This is a genomic window from Trujillonella humicola (assembly GCF_046233715.1).
Classification (GTDB): domain Bacteria; phylum Actinomycetota; class Actinomycetes; order Mycobacteriales; family Geodermatophilaceae; genus Trujillonella; species Trujillonella humicola.
Genome location: NZ_JBJNRJ010000052.1, coordinates 17,455 through 38,571 on the forward strand (window position 1 = coordinate 17,455; position 21,117 = coordinate 38,571).

The following is a 21,117-nucleotide window of genomic DNA, read 5'->3' on the forward strand; positions in this document are numbered from 1 at the left end:
TGGTGATGGAGACTCTGGAGTGACCGGCGTCACTCGGGTAAGTGTCCGGCTTGGACAAGTTGTCCGAGCCAGTGCGCAGTCCGGCGTAGTACGCGGAGCCCTCGCCGACCTGGCTCGCCGGGCAGCGGGCCGCCGGGGTCGAGCGGCGCCAGGATCGAAGGGCCTTCCTCCCGGGGCACCGCACGCGGGAGCCGACGGGAAGGCCGGAGGTCGATACCCTGACGCCGATGCCCAAGCGCTCGCGCCGACCGACCGGACGCACGAAGGCCAAGCGCCCCCGCCGAGGTGGCACCGCGCACGCCCGGCCGCGGAGCCGCCGGGACGAGCCGGACCTGATGGCCGGCGTCGCCGAGGCTCTCGCCGCGGACGAGCCGCTGCCGCTGCTCGGCCTGGCCAGCTCCTTCCTCGCCGCGTTCGACGACCGCCGGTCCCGGTTCGGGCAGCGCGACCCGGAGCTGCCCGCGCTCGGCGAGGTCGTGGACACCTTCTTCGAGGTGGAGCTGGTCGAGACCTCGGCGCTGCTGGCCGCGATCGCGGGGCTGGGCGGCGACGACGTGCTGCGGCACCGGGTCCGCCGGGAGCTGGGGGCCCGCGGGCACGTGCTGCCGCGGTGGCTCGTCGCGCTCGACGAGGCCCGCCCGGCCGACCGGGTGGTGCAGATGCGGCACGTGCTCGGCGACGGCGACAACCTGCTGGTCGGCATCCGGCTGCCCGGCGGGCCGGAGCTCACGGCGGTGGTCTACATCGACCACAACCTGGGTTCGCTGGTGAAGGACGCCTTCGTGCTCCCGGCCGGGGTCGTCGAGGTCGTCGAGCTGATGCGGCGGACGGCCGACGACCCCGACGTCGCGTTCACCGATCCGCCCCCGGCCGACGCGCGGGCACGGATCGAGGAGGCCATCCAGATCTGGTCGATGACCGTTCCGCCGCTGGAGAGTGACACGTGGCCGGCGTGCCGGGCGGTCGTCGAGTGGGCGTGCTCCCTGTTGCCCGCCGGCGGCACCGGCTACGAGCGGCCGGAGTGGACCGACGAGGAGCTCACCGCGCTCGGCCGGCGGTTCTTCGACTCGCCGTTCGGCGCCGGCCTGGACGACGAGGACCACCACGGCCTGCTGGAATCGCTGCTGTGGTTCGGCAGCGGCTACGGCCCGGGCGACCCGCTGCACTGGAGCCCGGTCTCGGTCGAGATCCTGCTGGTCGACTGGATCCCCCGGAAGATCGTGGCCGACGCGCCCTACCTGGCCAAGGCGCCGGAGCTGCTGCGGGCCTTCGTCCGGTTCTGCCACGCCGAGCGCGGCATCCGCGCCGAGCTCACCGCCGAGACGCTCGCGGCGGTCGACGAGTACGAGCCGCAGTACCAGCAGACGATCCGGACCCCGCGGCCGCAGGGGCCGGAGGCACTGCTGGTCGCCATGGGTGCGCTCGACGCGGCCGGCCCCTGGCCGGCGGTGCCCGGTGCGGACGACGACGTCGAAGCCATCGGGCGGGATCGGCTGGCCGAGGCCGTGGGTGGGTTCGAGGCGCTGGAGGAGCTGGACGACGTCCCGCTGCCTGACGAGCCGTTCCGCTGGGAGGCCGTGCCTGCCGATCTGCACGAGCGGGTGGCGGAGGTGCTGGGCCTGGTCGACCGCTGCTGCGCCGAGCTGCTCGACGTCGAGCTGCGCACCGCCGGCCGCCGCCTGCTGGCCCGGGTGGCCGCGGACGGGCCGGGGGTGCTCCGGCGGCGCAGCGCTCCGGCGATGTCCGCCGCGGCGATCTGCTGGGTCGTCGGCAAGGCCAACCACGTCTTCCCGTACGGCCGGCTGACGGTCAAGGACCTGATGAGCTGGTGCGGGCTGCCCGGGAGGTCGCCGTCGCAGCGCGCCCGGGTGTTCCTGCAGGTTCTCGGCGTCGATCCGGACGGCTTCACCTACGGGGGTGGTGCCCTGGGCTCGCCCGACTACCTCACCGGGGCCCGTCGCCACCGGATCATCGCCGCGCGGGACGGCGGATAGCCCGCGCAGCGCTCGCATCAGGCCGGCGTCGCGCCACCGCGCATGCGAATCGCATGTAGCGTTGCGCCGTGAGCAGGATGCTGCAGGTGCGCAACGTGCCCGACGAGATCCACGCCGAGCTCCACCGCCGGGCGAAGGCGGCCGGGATGACCCTGTCCGACTACGTGCTCCGCGAGCTGCAGCGCGTCACCGAGCGCCCGCCCATGGCCGAGGTCCTCGCCCGATCTGCGGCCTTCCGGGTGCCCCTGAGCATGGCTGACGTGGTCGAGGGCATCCGAGCCGACCGCGACGGCCGGTGATCGTTGCCGACGCCTCGACCGTCGCTGCGGCAGTGCTCGACGCCGGGGCGGCGGGAGACGAGGCCAGACAGCAACTGCTCACGGACGAGGCGCACGCCCCGCATCTCCTCGACGTCGAGGTGCTCTCGGTGGTCCGCCGTCACACGCTGCGCGGCCTGCTCGACTCCCGTGCCGCCCGCGGGGGCGTGGCAGCGCTACGCGATCTGCCGGTGGTCCGACACGGCCACGATCCGCTCCTCGATCGGGCCCTGGAACTACGGGACTCGATGACCGCCTACGACGCCGTCTACGTCGCGCTCGCCGAGGTGTTGGGCGCGACCCTGGTCACCGGCGACCGCGGGCTGTCCCGCGCCGCGGGCCTGCGCTGCGCCGTGACGGTGATCGGCTGATCCACGTGGTCGGTGGGCGAGGTGGCCGGCTCGGCGCCGGTCACCGGTGCGCTCGCTCGTAGGCCTCCGTGATGTCGGCCGAGATCCGGCCACGCTCAGCGACGTCGTAGCCGTGGGCCCGCGCCCACTCCCGGACGGCGCCCGGGCCCGCGCCCTCCCGGCGGGGCGCCGGCAGTTGGACAGCGGACGACGCGGGCGCCGACGACCGTGCCGAAGTGGCCTGCACCGTCACCGTCCGGGCACGCCGACGGATGTCGTCGGCTGAGCGGTTGCCCGCCATCTCGACCGGCGTCTGGAGCTGCGCGACGGTCAACTCCGCGCAGCCGAGCTCCCGCGCCAGAGACGCGATGTGCGCGTGGTGGCTGAGCACGATCACCTGCCACTGCCGGGACAGCTCGGCCAGCACTCGCAGTGCAGCGGCCGTGCGCTCGTCGTCGAACGTCATCAGGACGTCGTCGAGTACGACAGGGAGGCTCGGCACACCTGCCGCCGATCGGTCCCGCTGCTGCGCGGCGATGCCGGCCAGCCGCAGCGCCAGGAACACCTGGTCCGCGGTGCCCTCTGACAGCTGGTCCGGGGTCCGCCGCTCCTCGTCGGCGCCGACGACCTCCAGCCCCCGGCTCTCACCCCGGTCCACGACGCCGAGCGCTACGTAGCGGCCGCCGGTCAGGCGCTGCAGGATCTCCCCCGCCTCGTCGAGCAGCGGGGAGGCATGCCGGCGCTCGTAGGCCTCGAGTTCCGCCCGGAGGACGTCGGCCTGGACGCGCGCCACGACGTAGCGCTCCACCCGCTCTCGCAGGACGGCCAGCTGCTCCTGGGCGCGGGCGTGCAGCTCGGCCGCGCCCGGGCCGCTGGTGAGCTCCCGCTCCCGGCGACGGGCGTCGGCCTGCAGCTCCAGCGCGGCCTGCTGCGCCTGCTCGGCGGCGTCGTGCTCGTCCCGCACGGAGTCGCAGGCGGCGGCGAGAACCTCCCGCTCGGTGGCGGCACACTCCTCGACCAGCGCGAGCACCTCCAGGTCGGGTGCCGCGGCGCGGACCAGCCCGGTCAGCCGCTCCTCGTCGTCGGCGAGCTCGGCGACGCAGGTGCTGCGCTCGACGACCTCGGCCAGCTCGATCAGGTCGGCGGCGCCCACGGCCAGCCGGAGCTCGTCGAGCCCGCGGAGAGCCTCGGCGCGACCGGCGTCTTCCTCGTCGCGCCGCCGGGCAAATTCGCGGAGCTGACCGTCCAGCTCGTCGGCGGCGCGACGGTCGGCGAGGGCCAGGTCCCGGCGCTGCGCCAGGAGCCCGATCGCGGCCTCGGGGTCGTCATCGGGGATCGCGTGACGCCCGGCCAGAGCGGTCACGGCGTCGCGGAAAGCCGCGCTCGCGGCGGCGGCCTCCTGCGCCTCGCGCCCGGCGTCCGCGGCCTGCGCGTCGACCGACTGGGCCTGGGCCAGCAGGTCCCGCCGCCGGAACCAGGCCGGCGCGTCGAGGTCCTCGGGCACGCCCGCCACCCGCAGCGCCGCCCGCCAGCGGTCCTGCGTAGCCGCGTAGGCGGCCGCAGCCGAATCGCTCTCCCACCGGTGGTGTGCCTCGGTGCGGGCGAGCTCGTCCCGCCGCGCCCGCTGCACGCGACGGTCGTCGTCGGCGGCGAGCAGCGCCCGGGCGGCTTCCACCAGGGCGTCGAGATCGGTGTCCGGCCTCGGCCGGCCGGCCCGCGCCAGGGCCGCCGCGAGCGTGGCCGCCTGCGCGCTCACCTGGTCCTGCAGCGACTCGGCGAGGTCGGCAGCGGCAGTTCTGCGCTCCTCGGCCGCCCTGGCCTCCTCCAGGTGGCGCCGGACGTCCCCTGCCTCGGACGGCGAGGGCACGGCCGTCTCGAAGGCCGGCCACAGCTCCGCCCACCGCCAGGTGACGGCCTCCACGCGTGCCGCGCACTCCGCTGCCTCGCCGAGCGCTCGGTCGAGGTCGGCCTGCTGGTCGCCGAGAGTCTTGCCGAGCTCGGCGAGGCGGGCGGCCTCGTCTGCGTGGGTCAGCAGGAGATCGGCCACGGTGTCGGCGTGCGCCACCGCCTGCCGCAGCTGACCTCCCAGCTCCGCGGGGTCCGCGGCCGGGCGGCCGTGCGTCCGGGCCGAAACCAGGTCTTCGATCAGGGCATCCCGAGCGCCGCGGGCGGTCGCGAGAGCCTCCCGGTTCGGCAGCTCGGCGCTTTGCGCAGCCTCGATCTGCGCCGTCGTGTCGGCGATTGCCGCGCGGAGGCGCTCGACCTCCCGGCCGGCTCCCTGCACCGAGGCCCGGGCGCCGGCCAGCCGCTCGGCCGCCTCGGTGACCTGGCCGGCCGACGGGATCGCCGCGGGAACCGGCGCACCGGAGGGCAGGCCGGCCAGCCGGAGCGCCTCGTCGCGCCGGAGCGCCTCGTCCGCACGGCTCTGCCACGCGCGGCGCTGCTGGTCGGCGGCCGAGCCGGTCGTCGCGATCGCTTCGGCGGCCTCGCGCACGGCGGCCACCGCGTCGGCGTCGACGTCGAGCAGGTGGTCACCCGCCTCGGCGAGCCGCTGCTCGGCGGAGCGCAGCGCGTCCGCCTTGGTGGCCAGCTGCCGGCGGAACTCCTGCAGCTCCTCAGCCAGCGCGCCGAGCTGCGCGACCCGGTCGGCGGCGACCCGCATCGACGCGAGGTGGTCGGACACCTCTCGTTCGGCGGGCACGTCGCCGAGCTCGGCGAGCAGTGCGGCGACGCGCCGGTCGAGCTCCGCGGCCCGCGCGGCGAGGTCGCGGGCCCGCGCGGCGTCACCCGTCCGCGCCTCGGCCTCCAGGTGGAGGCCCTGGATTTGCTCGGCGTCGGCAAGGACGGCGCCGTCCACGACGAGCGACGCCCGGGCCTGCTCCCGCCGCTGCACCTCTCCGGCGATCTCGGCGATGGCATCCTCGGCGGCCGCGAGCCCCTTTCCGAGCTGCTCGTGGCGGGCGAGCTGGTCGACGTCGAGGACCGGACCGGTCGCGCGGAGCTCCGCGGCCCGGGAGAGGACCCCGGCGAGTTTGCGGGCGTGGGCGGCGGCGCGCTGCCGCTGCTCGGCTCGCTGCAGCGCCACGCGCGCTCCGGCGACGGCGCGCTGGGCCCGCTCGACATCGGTGCGTGCCTGCTGGACGGCCTCCCGAGCCAGCCGCACCTGGGGCGCGGCCGCGGTCGCCTCCGTGACCTGCCTGCGCAGGTCCTCGTACTCGGCGAGGGCCTGACGCACCTCGACGCTCTTGTTCCCGCGGTGCTCCTTATAGAGCTTCGCGGCGGTCGCCTCCATCCCGGCCAGCAGCTCGCGCACGGTGCGGCCGCTGCGGGCGGTGAACACCAGCTCCGCGAGGTCACCGCGGCCCGCGCAGAGCAGCCGGCCCCCCTCACGGAGCTCGGTGTGCGCCAGCCCGAAGGCCTCTCGCCACCGGCGCCCGGAGTCCTGCGGGGTGAGCCAGACCTCCGAAACCGTGGCCCCGGTGCCCAGCTGGTACAGCCCGTTCGCGCGCCGCACCACCGCCGTCGGGCCGGTCCCCTCGACGTCGATCTCCGCCTTGACGGCGAGCGCGGGGCGGCCGTGGAGGAAGGCCTGCCGCGAGGACGTGGGGATGCCCCACAGGACGTCCGACATCGCCTCCAGGGTCGTCGACTTGCCGGCCTCGTTGGGCCCGATGACCAGGGTCAGGCTTCCCGCGCCAAAGTCGACGCGGCGGTTGGTGAACGCGCCGTAGCGCTCGAGCTCGAGAGACCGGATGAACATCAGCGGCCTTCCCCCGTGAGCTGGGCGAGCAGATCGGTGACGGCCTCGGCGGCCAGGACGCCGAGGGCTTCGTCGTCACGCAGGTCGAGCCCGCCGTCCTGGCGGAGGATGCGTCCGAGCTCCGCGTCCAGGGGGCGCACCAGGGCGCGCAGCCGGTCGAGGTCGGCGACCATCGCCTGGCCGGCCGCCTCGATGCCCCGCCGCAGCTGCGGTTCGACACTCCCGGCCTCGCCCGGGGCCTCCGCCTTCGAGCGCACCCGCTCGACGGTGACCCCGCACCGGCCGGCGAGACGCGCGACCTCCTCGGCCAGCCGCTCCCGGTCGGCGAGCTGCGCGGCGGCACGCGTGGCGCCCCGCAGAGTGACGCGGGCAACCAGCAGCCGGCCCTCCGCCGCCGCGGCCGCGTCGCGCAGCGCCGTCTGCACCCGGGCCAGGACGTCGTCGAGGTCGGCGGCGCCCGTGGCGTCCACCTCGCAGGCCGCCCATCGGGCGATGTCCAGCGCGACGTGGCGCAGTTCCGCCCGGCCGTCGGGTTCGACGTCGACGACGACGGCGCCCTTAGGGCCGGTCTCCCGCGGGTGGCGGCCCTGCAGGTTGCCGGAGTAGGCCGCGACCCTGTGACCGGAGGTCACGACGGCGTGCCGGTGCACGTGGCCGAGTGCGAAGTAGTCGTAGTCGGCCCGCTCGAGGTCCTGCACGGTGCAGGGCGCGTAGGGGGCGTGGCCCTCGCTGCCGGCCACGGCGGTGTGCAGGATGCCGACGTTGACCAGGCCGGGGACGCGCCGGGGGTAGGCCGCGACCAGGTTCTCGGTGACGGCGCGCTGGGGGTAGCCCTGCCCGTGCACGGCCAGACCGAGGTCGTCGAGGACGACGGTCTCCGGTTCCCGGGTGGACAGCACGCGGACGTTCGACGGCAGGGTGAGCGCCCGGGTGATCTGGCTCTCGGCGTCGTGGTTGCCGGCGGCGGAGAACACCGGGACCCCGTGGTCGTGGAGGACGTCCATCTGCTCGGCGAAGAACCGGCCGGTGGCGTAGTCGGGCCAATCGCCGTCGTAGACGTCGCCGGCCAGGACCAGCGCGTCGGCCTCCTCGTCGATCACCAGCCGCACCAGCCGCTCCGTCGCCCGCCGCGATGCCTGGCGCACCTGCCGGGCGACGTCCTCGTCGTCGAGCCGCGACAGCCCCTGCAGCGGACTGTCGATGTGCAGGTCGGCGGCGTGCACGATGCGCACGGGCGGCTCCTCGTCGGATGGTGCGGGTGAGCGATCGCTCGAGGTGGTCGGGCCGCACCCTGCTGAGCCCCTGTGACAGGAGCGGGCCAGGCAGAGGACGGCCGGCGCGACGACCACCCCATCGGGTGACGGCCACGGCCGGGGCGGCCGGCACCGGCGAGCACCGTAGATACGGCTACGTCCGGATTCGCAGCGCCACGCCGTCGACCGTCGGCGCCGGTCGGTTCACCGAGGGCGCTGGAGTAGCTCCGGGCCATGGCCGTCGACGGCGGGACCGGATCCGAGCTCCGTCCACGAGCCCGCTACAGCCGACGGGGCCGCCGGGTTGGTCGTCCGCGGAGCGGCGCCCTCCGGTCTTTCGGAACCCTGGCGTCCGATCCTGCCCCAGCAGCAACAACCAGCCCCGTGGGCTCCACGTCCCCGTCACCCTCGGCCGGTAGGAAGACGCGGTGAGCGACTTCGCGGATGCCGTCCCGCAGCCAGCCGACCAGGCATCGGTGGTGGCGACGGCGCCACCGGTGTCCATCGACGTGGCGGGCGCCGGCGTCCTGAGCTACGCGCTGGCGCACAACGAGGTCCCGATCCTGTCCCGGCTCGCCATCGCGAACAGCGGGGCTCCCGTCCCGGGCGCCACGCTCAGGTTGTCCGTGCGTGACGCGGAGGGGCCGATCGGCACCGCCGTGACCGCCCACGTCGACCTGGGCGCCTCGGCCACCACCGTGCTGTCCGATCTGCCGTTGCGGCTGGACCCATCCGCCATGCTCCAGGTCGAGGAAGAGCGGCCCGGCTCGATCGACGTCGAGGTCCTGGACGGCGATCGCCTCCTGGCCCGGCAGTCGCTGCCCGTCCGGGTCCTGTCGGCTCAGCAGTGGCGTGGCCTGCCACGACTGCTGGCCATGGAGATGCTCGCCGCGCACGTGATGCCGAACCACCCGGCGATTACGACCCTGGTCGCGGAGGCCGGGGACATCCTGCTGGAGCGCACCGGGAGTTCGGCGGTCCAGGGCTATCAGTCCGGGCCCGAACGAGTCGATCAGATCGCGGCCGCGCTCACCGAGGCCATGCACCGCAGAGCGGTCCGGTACAGCGAGCCGCCCGCGAGCTGGGGCGTCGGGCAGAAGGTCCGTACTCCGGGAGACGTCCTCGACGGGCGCCTCGGCACCTGCCTCGACACCGTCGTCGTCCTCGCCGCGGCGTTCGAACAAGCAGGGCTCCGACCCCAGGTCTGGATGGTCGAGGGGCACGCCTTCATGGGCTACTGGCGCGAGGAACGCGCTGTCGACAGCGCTGCGACCACCGACGTCGCACCGCTGGTGAACCTCGTGGACCTCGGTCTCATCCGCCTCGTCGAGACGACGGCGCTGACCGAACGCGCCGATGCCGGCCCGCTGCCCGATCTCCATCGAGCCGCCTACGCGCCGTGGCTCACGGGCGACCTGGACCGGGTCGAGGCAGTGGTGGACATCCACCAGGCGCGGCAGGACCGGATCCTGCCGCTGCCCGCCCGGACCCGGGACGACGACGGCGCGGTCCAGGTGGTGGAGTACCGGCCGAGCGTGCACAGCGCGCCGGCCCGGCCGGTGGAGCGGGAGAGTGCGCCGACCACGCGCGCCGGGCAGCCCGAGGTGCCCGCCCGTGTGCAGCAGTGGAAGAACGCGCTGCTGGACCTCAGCCTGCGCAACCGGCTGATCAACTACACCGAGCGCGCCGGGATGGCCCTGACCGTCCCGGATGACTCGCTCGCCGAGCTCGAGGACATGGTCAACGGTGGCACCGCGATCACCTTGCTGCCGTCGGACCAGATCGCCGCCGTCCAGCGGGAACGAGGCCTCCGGTCGGCGCGCGAGCTGCCGCAGGACCAGCTCGCCGACATCCTGCGCGACCGCCGATCGCTGTTCGCCGACGTCACCGAAGCGGCATACCTCACGAAGCTGCGCGCCCTCGCCTACAAGGCGAAGACCGTGGTGGAGGAGACGGGTGCGAACAACCTCTACCTGGCGCTGGGGAGCCTGGCCTGGGAGCTCGACGGTCGCGCGCTGCGCTCTCCGCTCGTCCTCGTACCGGTGAACCTCAGCCCGGCCGGCCGCAACACCGCCTACCGGCTCAGTCTCGACGAGGCCGGCGCGAGCACACCGAACTACTGCCTCCTGGAGAAGCTGCGGCAGGTGCACGGCTTGTCCGTTCCCGGCCTGGCCGAACCTGCCGAGGACGGTGCCGGCATCGACCTCGACGCTGCGTTGGAGGCGATGCGCGTCGCCCTCGCCGAGCGGGGCCTGCCCTTCCGCGTCGAGCCGACGGCCGATCTCGCCCTCCTCCAGTTCGCGAAGTTCCGGCTCTGGAAGGACCTGGACGAGCGCTGGGCCGACTTCGCGGAGAACTCGCTCGTCGCGCACCTGATCCACGCGCCGACCGATCCCTACCTGGACCCGGTCAGCGCCGCCGCAGAGGGGGCCGACCTCGACGACCTCGCCTCCCGCTGCCCTGTTCCGGGGGACGCGTCGCAGCTGCGCGCGGTCGCCGAGGCCGCGGCGAGACGGACGTTCGTGCTCGAGGGGCCGCCCGGCACGGGCAAGTCGCAGACCATCACGAACCTGTTGACCCGCGCCGTCGCCGACGGGAAGCGAGTGCTCTTCGTCGCCGAGAAGCGGGCTGCGCTGGACGTGGTCGCCCGTCGCCTGGAGGCGGTCGGCATGGGCCCCTTCGCGCTGGACCTCCATGACAAGGGGAGCAAGCCGGCAGTCGTCCGGGCCCAGATCAGGCAGGCGCTCGACCACGCCGTCGAAGTCGACGCCCAGGGGTTGGCGACCGACCGGGAGGACCTCCGGTCCGCACGCCGCAGCCTCGGCCGCTATGCCCAGCGGCTGCACGAGGAGAACGGCGCCGGCCTGTCCCTCTACTCGGCACGGACCGCCCTCCTGAGCGTCGGCACCGAGATACCCGCAGCGCCCGTACCGGTCACCTTCGTCGCGACCACCACGGTCGAGGCCACCTCCGCCCTCCGCGAGCTGCTCGCCGGGCTGCCCGACGTGGCCGACCAGGCGCGGCCCCGCGAGTTCCACCCGTGGGCCTTCGTGGACGTCCCCGACATCGATCCGGGAGCCGCCCAGCAGGCCGCGATCGCTGTGGACCGTGCCGTGGCGGCGCTGCCTGGGGAAGGACGCCTGGCGACCGCGCTGCGGGCGGCACGTACCCCTGGTGATCTCGGAACGCTGGCCACGCTCCTGGGCGGGCCCGCCGTCGGCCTGGACGTCCTCGACGAGACCAGGTCCTCCCGGTGGAACGAAGCGACGGGTGCTGTGGCGGGCGAGGTGGCAGCCTTCGTCGCGGCCGCTCACCCGGGACTGGACCTGGCGACCCCGGCGGCGCTCGACCTCCCTCTGATCGACATCCACGCCGCCGCCGTCGCTGCGGCGCAGTCCAGCTGGTTCGGCCGCAAGAAGCGGCTGATCGCCGTGCGGGAGCAGCTGACAGCGGTGTTACGCCCGGGTGCGGTCGTGGAGCCGAAGGCGGTTCCAGCGTTGACCGCGGCACTCGTCCAGGTCCAGTCCGCCGTTCGGGCGCTGGGTGAACGAGCGTCGGCCATGCCCGGCCTGACCGTTCCGCCGGCGTGGAACCCGCTGACGGAGGCGGGCCGGGGTGTGCTGGACCGGCAGATGCAGTGGCTACGCCACGCCGGCGCGGCACTGGACGCGGCGGACGGGTTTCCCGGCGCACTGCGGGCCCTCCTCTCCGGCGGCCCCATCGCCGATCCACAGGCCGCGCAGGCGGTGCACCGCGCCCGGGATGCCTTCGACGCGCTGCGGAGCGCGTGCGGGACGACGGACGACCGCCTGAGCGCGTGGGCAGGAGCCGAGGGGCTCCTCGTCCGGTGGCAGATGACGGGCGCGGAGCGGGCAACCGAACAGCCCGGCCTCCCCTCGCTGCGCCGCTGGCTCGATCTCCTCGAGACGGTGGAGCCCCTGCGCACCGCCAGCCTCCACGAGTTGCGCGTGGCCCTGCTGACAGGCGCCCTGCCGACGGACGACGCCGTCCGTGCCTTCGACCGGGGCCTCGCGGAGGCGTCGATGCAGGAGCGCCGCCAGGCGACGGGACTGGACACCTTCGATCCGGCCACGCACGAGCGCGCCATCATGCGCTTCACCGGGGCCTCGCGGGCGGTACGGGAACACCTGCGGTCCGCCGTGCCAGCCGAGGTGGTGGGCAGCCGCCCGTTCGACGCCGCGACGGGCCTCGGGCAGGTCGGCGCGCTCCAGCGCGAGCTCGCCAAGCAGCGCCGCGGCTTGGGAGTGCGCGCCCTGCTGGGCACCTACGGCAATCTGATCACGGCCGTCATGCCGTGCGTGCTGGTCAGCCCGGACTCCGTGGCCCGCTTCTTCCCTGCCACGGCCGGCCTGTTCGACGTGGTGGTCTTCGACGAGGCCTCGCAGATCCGGGTCGCGGACGCGATCGGTGCCCTCGGCCGGGCCGGGGCAGCCGTCGTCGTGGGTGACAGCAAGCAGATGCCGCCGACGACGTTCGCCGAGGCGGCCGGCAGCGACGAGGAGGCCGCCGAGGACGGCGTGGAGGCCGTCGTCGAGGACGAGGAGAGCATTCTCAGCGAGTGCGTGCAGGCGCGCGTTCCCCGGCAGTGGCTGTCGTGGCACTACCGGAGCCAGGACGAGTCGCTCATCGCGTTCAGCAACCGGCAGTACTACGAGAACCGTCTGTCGTCCTTCCCCGCCCCCGTGCACGGACAGCCGTCCGCGGACGTCCACGGACGGGGGGTCGCCCTGGTCCGCGTCGACGGGACGTTCCACCGCTCCGGACGCGGCAAGCTGCTGCGCACCAACCCGATCGAGGCCGAGGCCGTCGTCGCCGAGGTGCGGCGACGGTTCGCCGCCTCGCCCGACGAGCTCCCGTCGTTGGGCGTCGTCACGTTCAACATGCAGCAGCGGGCCCACATCGACGGGTTGCTGCGGGACAGCGGGGACGACCGGCTGATCGAGGCACTGGACCGCACCGACGGCGAGGGGCTGTTCGTCAAGAACCTCGAGAACGTCCAGGGCGACGAGCGGGACGTCATCCTGTTCTCGACCGGGTTCAGCGTGAACGAGCGCGGCGTCCTCCCCCTCAACTTCGGACCGCTCAACCGTGCCGGTGGCGAGCGACGGCTGAACGTGGCCGTCACCCGCGCCCGGCGGCAGGTCGTCGTCTTCTCCAGCTTCGACCCGGCCCAGCTCCGCGCCGAGGAGACGTCGTCGGTCGGGGTCAAGCACCTGCGTGCCTACCTCGACCTCGCGGCTCTCGGGACGAACGCGCTGCCGCAGAACGGGCGCTCCTCCGCCGCTCCTGACCGGCACCGGGACGAGGTCGCGGCCGCCCTCCGCGACCGGGGCGTGGCCGTGCGCACGGACGTCGGACTGTCCGACTTCAAGGTGGACCTGGCACTCGCCCGCGCGGAGGCTCCCGACGAGCCGATCGTCGCGGTGCTCCTCGACGGGCCGGGATGGGCCCGGCGGGGCACGGTCGGGGACCGGGACGGTCTGCCCATCGACGTGCTCAGGGGGATGCTCGGCTGGCCGGCGGTGGAGCGAGTGTGGCTGCCGTCGTGGCTTGCCGACCGCCACGACGTGCTGGACCGGCTGGTGGCCGCAGTCGAGTCGCCGGCCCCGGTCGAGCGGCCCACGCCGAGGCCGACGCCGCCCCTCCCCGCCGGTCCGAGCGAGGACACCCTGCGCCAGGCCCCGGCCGAGCCCACCGCCACGGTCAGGTCCGCGCCGGCAACACCGTCGGTCACGCGGGGTGTGCCGCTCGTCGGCGAGACGCCGTTCACCCCTTGGGTGCCGGGTGTCCGAGGCGACCGCAGCGTCCTCGATCAGTTGTCGAATCCGCGAGCCGCGGAGATCGTGCGCGGCGTGCTGATGGACGGCATCCGCGCCGAGGGACCCGTCCACGTGGACCGCCTCGCCCGGCTGACGGCCGCCGCGTTCGGGCTCGGCCGTGTCGCCCAGGCGAGGAAGGACGCCATCTCCGCCCTCGTCCCCTCGGGGTTCTTCGTCGGCGACTTCGTCTGGCCTCCGGCGGCGGACCCGGTCCGCTACGACAGCTTCCGCCGGCAGGCGACCGGCACCGAGCGCCCGCTGGAGCACATCGCGCCGCAGGAAATCGGCAACGCCATGACGGCCCTCTGCCGCGCCGCCGCGGGCATGACGCAGGACGAGCTCTTCGCCCAGACGCTCGAGGTCTTCGGCTACCGGCGCCGGACGCCGGCGCAACTGGCCGTGCTCGAGGCCGCGCTCGCCTCCGGCAGCAAGGCTGGACGACTGACTGTGGAGGCCAATGGACTCGTCACCTCGGCATAGACGGCGCCGCGAGAGCCGGGCACGCCCGACGACGGAGCGCCACGTGGCCCCCACCGCGTCATTAGCGGTGGCGGGCCGACGGTTCAGTCCACCCGTTTCCACGTGTGGTCCGCCTGGAGCTTCTCGACGAGGACCGTCGCTCCGTCATGACCGCCACCCGAGCGACTGCGCCTGAGCCAGACCCGCGTCTGACCGTCGTCGAACTTCAGGTCGGCGTCGTCGCCCACTGCCAGCGTCGGCATGTCGTCGAGGTGGGTGATGCTCCACCTCGTCATGGCCGGCGCCCCATGGCGGTGCCGGATAGTCGACGGGCCGGCCGCACCCCGGCGAGACGACTCAGGTCCGCCGAGTCGGCGCTGCGTGTGTAGAGCTGCGCCGGCCTCCCCCGGCCGACCACCCTTGTCTCGTCGAGCCGCTGCACCAGGCCGTTGTCGACCATGTACCGGCGGAAGGTGTCGGGATGGGGACGGGTCTCGCCCTCGCGCACGGGAGCCGCGATGGCCTCATGCACGGCCTGCAGCTCCTTCAGCGTGAAGCTGTCGCCGAGCAGGAAGTAAGGGTCGGGCAGCAGTGCGTACTGCTGGCGCACCTCGGCCACCGCCAGCGCGACGATCTCGTCGTGGTCGAACGGAAGACCTAGGACGCCGTCGACCGTCTGGTACTCGAGGTCGTCACGCGCCCTGAGCAATTGGATCGCATCCCGCATGCGCAGCAGGACGACGTGGGCGACGCTGATGACCCAGCCCCGGTCGTCCCGTGCCGGGTCGTCGAAGACGTGCAGCTGACGCGGGCGCGCTCCGGAGATCCCCATCTTCTCCTCGAGCGAGCGGATGACCGCCTGTTCGAGCGTCTCTCCTTCGTGCAAGAACGTCCCGGGCAGCGACCACTCGCCGGCGCGGTAGCCGTCCTCCCGGAAGTGGTCCAGCAGCCAGAGTTCGCCCTCCTCGTCGTCCACCAGGAGCACCGCGGTGTCGACGGCGACCGACGGCCGTGGGTAGTCGGTCAGCTCCTTCCCGGCGCCGTCACGGTGCCCGGGGGCATTATCTTGCACCGTTGCTCCTTATCCGATATACTTGCAATGTTGCCGGATAAGATAGCAGAGCGGGTGAAGGCCATGAGTGACGTCGGCGTTCGGATCCACGTCGGTCAGGGGACGGCCCTCGGGCCGCTGACCGTGTTCCCAGCGTGGACCGACCTGAGGTCCACGCCCGCCGGCTACGTGACCGGCCTCAACGCGACGGTGGACGTCGCCGAGCGAGCCGGCTCCCCGATCGTGGAGGAGCTGGTCGTGACCAACCGGGCGGACCGCCCGGTCCTGCTGCTGGGCGGCGAGTTGCTGGAAGGCGGATGGCAGACGCGGGCCTTGGCCGCTTCCACGCTGCTCGCGCCGGAGCAGCCAACCATCCAGCGGGTGGTGTGCGTCGAGCAGGGGCGCTGGAGCGGCGGGTCGGCGCACGTGCGTCGCGCCCGCCGAGCGCCGGTCGGAGTGATGCGGGCAGTCGGCTCGCAGCACGAGGTGTGGGACCGGGTGCGCGGTTATGCGGACGTGGCCGGATCCTCGCCCACCGAGTCGCTGGCCGACCGACTGGACACCACCACGTCCGCCGCGCGCGACCTGACCCGCGGTCTCCGACCGCTCGCCGGACAGCGCGGCGTGCTCGTCGGCATCTCCGGACGACCGGTCTGGCTGGAGCTGTTCGACAGCCGGCGCGCTTGAACGCGCACTGGGCGGCGCTGCTGCACGCGGCGACCATGGACGCCTTCGGGCGGCCCGAGGTCCGCACGCCGGCCGCGCTGGCGCGCTCCTTCGCCGAGCGGGTCGAGCGCACCCGGCTGCTGTCGACCGGACCGGCGGGGCTCGCCTTCCGCGTCCGCGGCGGCGGCCGGACGAGTGTGGACGCCGTCCGCTGGCACGACCGCACCATCCACCTGTCCGCCGTAGCCTCGGAGGCCTGAGTGACCCCGAAGATCCACCGCTCGTCCCGCGACGCCGGCGCGCTCGTCGGCTCGGCCGTCGGCGACGCCCTGGGCGCGCCGTTCGAGTTCGGCCCGCCCGGTCAGTTCGGCGCCCGCTTCCCCGTGCCGGCGCGCGGGTCGAAGACGGAGATGTGCGGAGGCGGGGCGATCGGCTGGGAGCCGGGCGAGTTCACCGACGACACGCAGATGGCGCTGCTCGTGGCGCAGTCGCTGGTCGAGCACGACGACCTGGACGAGAGCGACGTCTTCGACCGGTTCTGCGCGTGGGCGGCGGCGAACCCGCCGGACGTCGGCAACCAGACTCGCTCCGTCCTCGGGTCGGGGCGGCCATGGGACGTCGCGGCGGCCGAGCACTTCGCGCGCTCCGGGCGCGCGGCCGGCAACGGCTCGCTGATGCGGACGACGCCGGCGGCCATCCGGTTCGCCAAGGACGGCCCCGCGGCGACCATGGACGCCGCCCGCCGGGTCTCGGCGCTGACCCACGGCGACCCGTCGGCCGGCGAGGGCTGCGCGGTGTTCCACGAGCTGCTGCGGGTGGCGCTGGACGGAGAGGACCCGCTCGCGGCGATCCCGGCGGCGCTGGAGCTGGTGGTCCCCGAGCACCGGGAGCGCTGGGCGACCGTGCTCGCGCCCGGCTGGACGCCGGAGCAGGCCACCGAGCGCAACGGCGCGGTGTGGCCGACGCTCGGCCAGGCCGTGTGGGCGCTGCGCACCGGGCGCGACTTCGCCGAGGTGCTGCGGCTGGTCATCGACCTGGGCGGCGACACTGACACCGTCGCCTGCGTGGCCGGCGGACTGGCCGGGGCGGTGTACGGGATGGGCGGCATCCCGAGCAGGTGGGCGTCGGTGGTGCACGGGCGGGTGCCCGGCCACGGCGACCGGCTCTGGCGGCTGGCCGACCTGCAGCAGCTGGCGGCGGCGCTCGACTCCGGCGTCCAGCAGAGCTACGACCCCGGCGTCATCCCCCGGATCGGCCCGACCGAGGTCCTACCGGGCATCTGGGCGGGCAACCTGAACGGCGCCCGCTACAGCGACACCGACTTTGCCGTCATCTCGCTGTGCCGGCTGGGCGAGCCGTTTCCGCACCCGGTGCACCGGATGGCCTACATCGCGGACAACGACCACAACGCCGACCTCGACGGAATGCTCGCCGACGTCCTCGACGACATGAAGGCGCTGCACGACGAGGGCCACCGCATTCTCGTGCACTGCCACGGCGGCGCCTCGCGCACCGGGCTGGTGCTGCGCGGCTACCTCGTGCGGGAACAGAGAATGTCGGTCGAGCAGGCGACGGCCCACGTCGCCGAGCGCTGGCCGCACCTGGGCCTGTGGAACGCCAGCTTCACCGCCGCGCTCGAGCGCCTGGCCAAGAAGAACGACTGAGGAGATCCGTGCCGGTCATTACCTGCCCCGTCTGCGACAGCTCTGACCTCGACGGCGTCGACAGGCTTGCCGACGGTCGACTCGTCGTGCGCTGCCTCGTCTGCGACCACGAGTGGATCCGCGGGGAGAGCCGTCCGGTCCCCCAGGCGCCCGTCGCGACGACGTACGAGAGCCTCAAGGTCGCCTTCCCCAAGGCGGACGACGTCCGACCCGAGGCCCGTGAGCGCGTGACCCGGCTGATCGAGGACTTCCTCGAGAAGACGCCCCACCTCGATCCGCGGGTCCTGCCCTATCGGGCCAAGTACCAGGCCGTCTTCAGCGCCGACGGGTTGCCGGACGCCGACCCCGAGGACCTCAAGGCCTTCGCCAACAACTCCGTCATCGCCCACCCGGGCAACATGTCCGTCTTCAACGAGGCCTGGAACGCGATGGGCGCGGACAAGGCGGCAGCACGCCTGCGGACCATCATCGAGTACCTACTCCGCGGACCCGAGGGCACGCGGCTCGAGGACCGCTTCACCGAACTCGTGGAGGGTCGCAAGGGGCTCGGGATGACGGGGTTCAAGGAGTCGCTGTTGACCCGCGTGCTCTGCGTCGTCGAGCCGGACCGGTTCCTGCCGATGCTCAAGTACACGACGCCCTCCGGCGGCAAGAAGGAGATCGCCTCGCTCGTCTACGGGCTCGATCTGCCGTCCCGCGAGAAGGTGTCCTGGACGATCGGCCGGCTCGTCACGTGGAGCAACGACCTCCTCGTCGAGTTGCTGGATGACACCTTCGCCGACCTCAGCCACGCCGCCGACTTCCTCTGGTGGGCGAAGGACCGGCCGGCCGAGGCGTCCGCGTGAACCTGGTGGACGTCGCCGAGGTCCGGCGTCGAGTGGCCGAGGCCGTCGCCGGGGAGGACGACGAGGACGTCGCCGTACGCGTCGGCAGCACCGCAGCCGGCGAGCTGCACGTGACCATCAGCAGCAAGCACCCCGGCACCTACTACACCCAGTGGGTGGACCTGCGCGCCGACGGCGCGGTGCACCTGCCGGCGCCCGACGACGGCTTCACCTCACCGGGCGCGAAGGGATCGACGGCGGGGACGGCGTCCTCCACGGAGGAGGCCGTGGCACTCGTCGTCCGGGAGGCGAGGGACGCCGTCTCCTACCTGCGAGAGATGCAGGACAGGCAGGCCGACCGTGCCCGGCCGGCGCAACAGCCGCTCGTGGCGGCCGACGACCTGGCCGAGGCCTGCACCTTCTGGCAGGGCGGACAGAACGTCGGCTCGTCTCCGGTCCGCGCCGCCGCCCGCGTGCTCAGCGGGGTGCGCCACTACTTCTCCGCGCCGTTCGTCGCCGCCTACGACGAGCAGGCGCGGACGTCGCCGGAGGTCCTGGCGGCCGGGATCGCGTTGCTGCGGTCGGTCAACGCGGCGCCGTTTCAGGACGCCGACGGTTGGGCGTCCGTGGTCGGTCTGCTGGCGGGTGGCTTCGCCGGGCGAGGCATCTCGTCGAAGCCGGCCGAGGACCCGCAGATCGAGCGGCGGCTGCGCACGGGGCAGATCGAGATGCCGCTGTGGGGCGTGTCCCTCTCCCCCGCCGTCGCGGCCGGCTTCGGCACGCGGTTCCTGTTCGAGCTGGACGGTCCGTTCCCCGCGGTGCCGGCCTGGACGCACTCGGGGATCAAGGCCGAGGAGCAGGAGCTGGTGACCGGCGGCCGGTACCGGGTGCTCTCGTTGGAGGAGCGGGACGGGACGACGCACGTGCGACTTAGGTGGATCGGCGCGAGCGGTGACCGGGTCGGGTCCAATCCGCTGCTCCTGTCCGTCCTGGCCGCCGCCCCCGGCGTGGTGGACAGCTCGCTGACCCGGGCCGCCGGCCAGGAGGAGCTGGAGCTCCGACTTGGCGGCGACGAGCGGGCGACGGTCACCCGCAAGCTGGGTGCCGACACGGTGACGGTCACCCGCTACTGGGAGCCCGGGCCCTCGTCGAACTCCGTGTGGGACGACGGCTGGAACCGTCACTTCGCCCAGCTGGCGGCGTCACGTACGACGACGGTGCCGGCGGACGTCGAGGCGGTTCTCGCCGCCGTCATAAGAGGAAAGGAGTACTCGTGACGACGACCTTGGAGGAGCGCGCCCACATGGGAGCGGGGCCGCTCAGCGAGCGGTTCGACGACGCCCTGCTGTTGGCCGCGCGGCACCACCGGGAGCAACTGCGCAAGGGCTCGCAGGTTCCGTACATGTCGCACCTGATGAGCGTCAGCGCCCTGGTGCTCGAGCACGGCGGCAATGAAGACCAGGCGATCGCCGGCCTGCTGCACGACGCCGTCGAGGACGCCCCAACCGGCCAGGGCGGGGCGGTAGTCGCGGAGATCCGGGCGCGCTTCGGTGGCGCCGTCGGCGACATCGTGCGGGCGTGCTCGGACGGGCTGGACGAGTCGGGCAACCGCAGCGGCACGTGGCGGGAGCGCAAGGAGGCGTACGTCGCCGGGTTGGCGACCAAGCCGGTGGAGGCGCTGCTTGTGACGGCGGCGGACAAGACGCACAACGCGCTGTGCATCGCCGCCGACGTCCGCCGCTACGGGCCGGAGTTCTGGTCAACCTTTAACGCTAGCCGTGACGAGCTGCTCTGGTACTACACGAGCGTCCAGGAGGCGGTCGCGCAGAGTCTGGCGGGCAGCTCGCTGGAGGGGGCGCTCCGCCGAGCGGTCGACGAATTGGTCAGGGTGTGAGCGCGCTGCACTGTATGTGCGCTTGAGTGGCCCTGAGCGGCCGATCGGGGTGCTCTTCCGAAGGTCGTCGGCGCTACGGCGCCTGGGTCGACTTCCACTGCTTGTACTCGACGGGCAGGCATCGAGCGCAGGGCCGGTAGCCGGCCGCCAAGGCCGTGGCCTCATCGGCGAAGAAGACACGGTGTTCGGTGTGGTGGCCATCAGCGATGTTCCGCAGCGCGGAGGGACAGTCGAGTCGTCCGTAGAGCCGGCCCGGACGGTAGCCACCGAGGGTTCCGGGCACCACGCTCGCCAAGGGACGGCCGTCGGCACCGATCAACGCTTACACGCGGCGATGGTGCGGCACGGGCCACAACGACGAATCCCCACCACGGGTTAAAAGGCACCCAGTGGAGGCGGCCGAGGATACGACACACTGACGGCTCACAATTCCCGAGCTGATGAGCCACTCAGCCTTACCTTGGAGCTGTGACGAGCTCGCAGCGACGCGCCGGCTACCGGAACTACACCGCCGACGGCAGGTATTGGACGGTGCGCAAGTACGGAGCCACCTACTGGGTCGTCCTGATCGATCCGTCGTCCGGGTCTTACGTGTGGGACGAGATCTGGGGTGGCTATGCGACCGCCGGAGGTGCGGGAGGAGCCGCTGCCCAGCTGGCCTACGTCCAAGGCCAGCAAGACGCGCTCGGCAAGGTGGCGCAGTCGCTTCACGTTGCGTTGGACGAGCTCGGTCTCGGCCTGCCCAAGCCGCCACCCGCGCCGGTGCCTCCCACCTCGGCCCCTGAGCCGACAACGGTCGGCGACGAGGACCAGTGATCGATGGGCTGCTGGCCGTCCTGGGCTCCGAGACTGACCAGGGCGGTGGCGACGTTGTCCCAGCCGGCGCGAGAGCGGGCACTGGCCGGTAGCTGACCGATGGCCGCGGCGACCTCACTCAGCTGCGCCGCTAGCCCGGGGCTTTCACGGCGGAGTGGCGTGAGCGGGTGTTGATCAACTGAAAAGTGCTCCTGACCAGCAAGGATGGGTCTTGTCTAGGGACCTGTCC

16 protein-coding genes are annotated in these 21,117 nt (G+C 73.4%); 11 read left to right on the forward strand and 5 right to left on the reverse strand.

Translation table 11 applies throughout. The features are described 5' to 3' along the window. Positions 1-227 precede the first annotated feature (227 nt). The 3 genes from ACK586_RS20300 to ACK586_RS20310 all read left to right on the forward strand — a co-directional run bounded on the left by ACK586_RS20300 (position 228) and on the right by ACK586_RS20310 (position 2,682). Positions 228-1,994 carry a DUF6398 domain-containing protein gene (locus tag ACK586_RS20300; RefSeq protein ID WP_409332322.1) on the forward strand — a complete coding sequence of 589 codons (1,767 nt, stop codon included), beginning with the start codon at positions 228-230 and terminating at the stop codon, positions 1,992-1,994. 77 nt (positions 1,995-2,071) lie between these two features. Continuing rightward, positions 2,072-2,293: a FitA-like ribbon-helix-helix domain-containing protein gene (locus tag ACK586_RS20305; RefSeq protein WP_409332337.1), complete on the forward strand. Its 222-nt coding sequence runs from the start codon at positions 2,072-2,074 to the stop codon at positions 2,291-2,293. After that, a complete protein-coding gene (locus ACK586_RS20310) occupies positions 2,290-2,682 on the forward strand; it encodes a type II toxin-antitoxin system VapC family toxin (RefSeq protein ID WP_409332323.1) in 393 nt (130 codons plus the stop codon). Before ACK586_RS20305 ends, ACK586_RS20310 begins: the two co-directional genes overlap by 4 nt. A gap of 40 nt (positions 2,683-2,722) precedes the next feature. Here ACK586_RS20310 and ACK586_RS20315 read toward each other — a convergent pair whose 3' ends face one another. Continuing rightward, positions 2,723-6,421, reverse strand: coding sequence for an AAA family ATPase (locus tag ACK586_RS20315; protein ID WP_409332324.1), 3,699 nt, complete (start codon positions 6,419-6,421; stop codon positions 2,723-2,725). Next, positions 6,421-7,653, reverse strand: a complete 1,233-nt coding sequence (locus tag ACK586_RS20320) for a metallophosphoesterase family protein (RefSeq protein ID WP_409332325.1) — start codon at positions 7,651-7,653, stop codon at positions 6,421-6,423. Before ACK586_RS20320 ends, ACK586_RS20315 begins: the two co-directional genes overlap by 1 nt. 449 nt (positions 7,654-8,102) lie before the next feature. On the opposite strand from ACK586_RS20320, the gene ACK586_RS20325 reads away from it, so the two are divergent. After that, positions 8,103-13,994: a DUF4011 domain-containing protein gene (locus ACK586_RS20325; protein WP_409332326.1), complete on the forward strand. Its 5,892-nt coding sequence runs from the start codon at positions 8,103-8,105 to the stop codon at positions 13,992-13,994. A gap of 83 nt (positions 13,995-14,077) precedes the next feature. On the opposite strand, the gene ACK586_RS20330 is transcribed toward ACK586_RS20325, so the two are convergent. Both ACK586_RS20330 and ACK586_RS20335 read right to left on the reverse strand, forming a co-directional pair. Continuing rightward, the gene (locus ACK586_RS20330; protein ID WP_409332327.1) at positions 14,078-14,269 is read right to left on the reverse strand and encodes a hypothetical protein; all 192 of its coding nucleotides are present in this window, start codon (positions 14,267-14,269) and stop codon (positions 14,078-14,080) included. Beyond that, on the reverse strand, positions 14,266-14,949 hold the full coding sequence (locus ACK586_RS20335; RefSeq protein ID WP_409332328.1) for an NUDIX hydrolase: 684 nt from the start codon (positions 14,947-14,949) through the stop codon (positions 14,266-14,268). Before ACK586_RS20335 ends, ACK586_RS20330 begins: the two co-directional genes overlap by 4 nt. A gap of 159 nt (positions 14,950-15,108) precedes the next feature. On the opposite strand from ACK586_RS20335, the gene ACK586_RS20340 reads away from it, so the two are divergent. The 6 genes from ACK586_RS20340 to ACK586_RS20365 are packed head-to-tail and all read left to right on the forward strand — an operon-like array spanning position 15,109 to position 20,072. Continuing rightward, positions 15,109-15,711 carry an ARPP-1 family domain-containing protein gene (locus tag ACK586_RS20340; protein ID WP_409332329.1) on the forward strand — a complete coding sequence of 201 codons (603 nt, stop codon included), beginning with the start codon at positions 15,109-15,111 and terminating at the stop codon, positions 15,709-15,711. Next, the gene (locus tag ACK586_RS20345) at positions 15,708-15,950 is read left to right on the forward strand and encodes a hypothetical protein (protein ID WP_409332330.1); all 243 of its coding nucleotides are present in this window, start codon (positions 15,708-15,710) and stop codon (positions 15,948-15,950) included. The genes ACK586_RS20340 and ACK586_RS20345 overlap by 4 nt, the downstream gene beginning before the upstream one ends. Further along, complete coding sequence (locus tag ACK586_RS20350) at positions 15,951-17,354, forward strand: ADP-ribosylglycohydrolase family protein (RefSeq protein WP_409332331.1); 1,404 nt, start codon at positions 15,951-15,953, stop codon at positions 17,352-17,354. It begins immediately after the preceding gene. 8 nt (positions 17,355-17,362) lie between these two features. After that, on the forward strand, positions 17,363-18,199 hold the full coding sequence (locus tag ACK586_RS20355) for a hypothetical protein (RefSeq protein WP_409332332.1): 837 nt from the start codon (positions 17,363-17,365) through the stop codon (positions 18,197-18,199). Then, positions 18,196-19,455 (forward strand): hypothetical protein, encoded by a 1,260-nt coding sequence (locus tag ACK586_RS20360; protein ID WP_409332333.1) that lies wholly within the window; start codon positions 18,196-18,198, stop codon positions 19,453-19,455. The genes ACK586_RS20355 and ACK586_RS20360 overlap by 4 nt, the downstream gene beginning before the upstream one ends. Next, complete coding sequence (locus tag ACK586_RS20365; RefSeq protein ID WP_409332334.1) at positions 19,452-20,072, forward strand: HD domain-containing protein; 621 nt, start codon at positions 19,452-19,454, stop codon at positions 20,070-20,072. Before ACK586_RS20360 ends, ACK586_RS20365 begins: the two co-directional genes overlap by 4 nt. Before the next feature lie 73 nt (positions 20,073-20,145). Here the strand turns inward: ACK586_RS20365 and ACK586_RS20370 are convergent, their stop codons facing one another. After that, on the reverse strand, positions 20,146-20,358 hold the full coding sequence (locus ACK586_RS20370; protein ID WP_409332335.1) for an Ada metal-binding domain-containing protein: 213 nt from the start codon (positions 20,356-20,358) through the stop codon (positions 20,146-20,148). Positions 20,359-20,540: 182 nt separating this feature from the next. Between ACK586_RS20370 and ACK586_RS20375 the strand changes: the two genes are divergently transcribed. Then, positions 20,541-20,888 carry a hypothetical protein gene (locus tag ACK586_RS20375; protein WP_409332336.1) on the forward strand — a complete coding sequence of 116 codons (348 nt, stop codon included), beginning with the start codon at positions 20,541-20,543 and terminating at the stop codon, positions 20,886-20,888. The last annotated feature ends 229 nt before the right edge of the window (positions 20,889-21,117 follow it).

Coding starts and splice junctions, on each gene's coding strand:
- ACK586_RS20300 (WP_409332322.1), top strand. CDS start 228: ATGCCCAAGCGCTCGCGCCGACCGACCGGACGCACGAAGGCCAAGCGC.
- ACK586_RS20305 (WP_409332337.1), top strand. CDS start 2,072: ATGCTGCAGGTGCGCAACGTGCCCGACGAGATCCACGCCGAGCTCCAC.
- ACK586_RS20315 (WP_409332324.1), bottom strand. CDS start 6,421: ATGTTCATCCGGTCTCTCGAGCTCGAGCGCTACGGCGCGTTCACCAAC.
- ACK586_RS20330 (WP_409332327.1), bottom strand. CDS start 14,269: ATGACGAGGTGGAGCATCACCCACCTCGACGACATGCCGACGCTGGCA.
- ACK586_RS20340 (WP_409332329.1), top strand. CDS start 15,109: ATGAGTGACGTCGGCGTTCGGATCCACGTCGGTCAGGGGACGGCCCTC.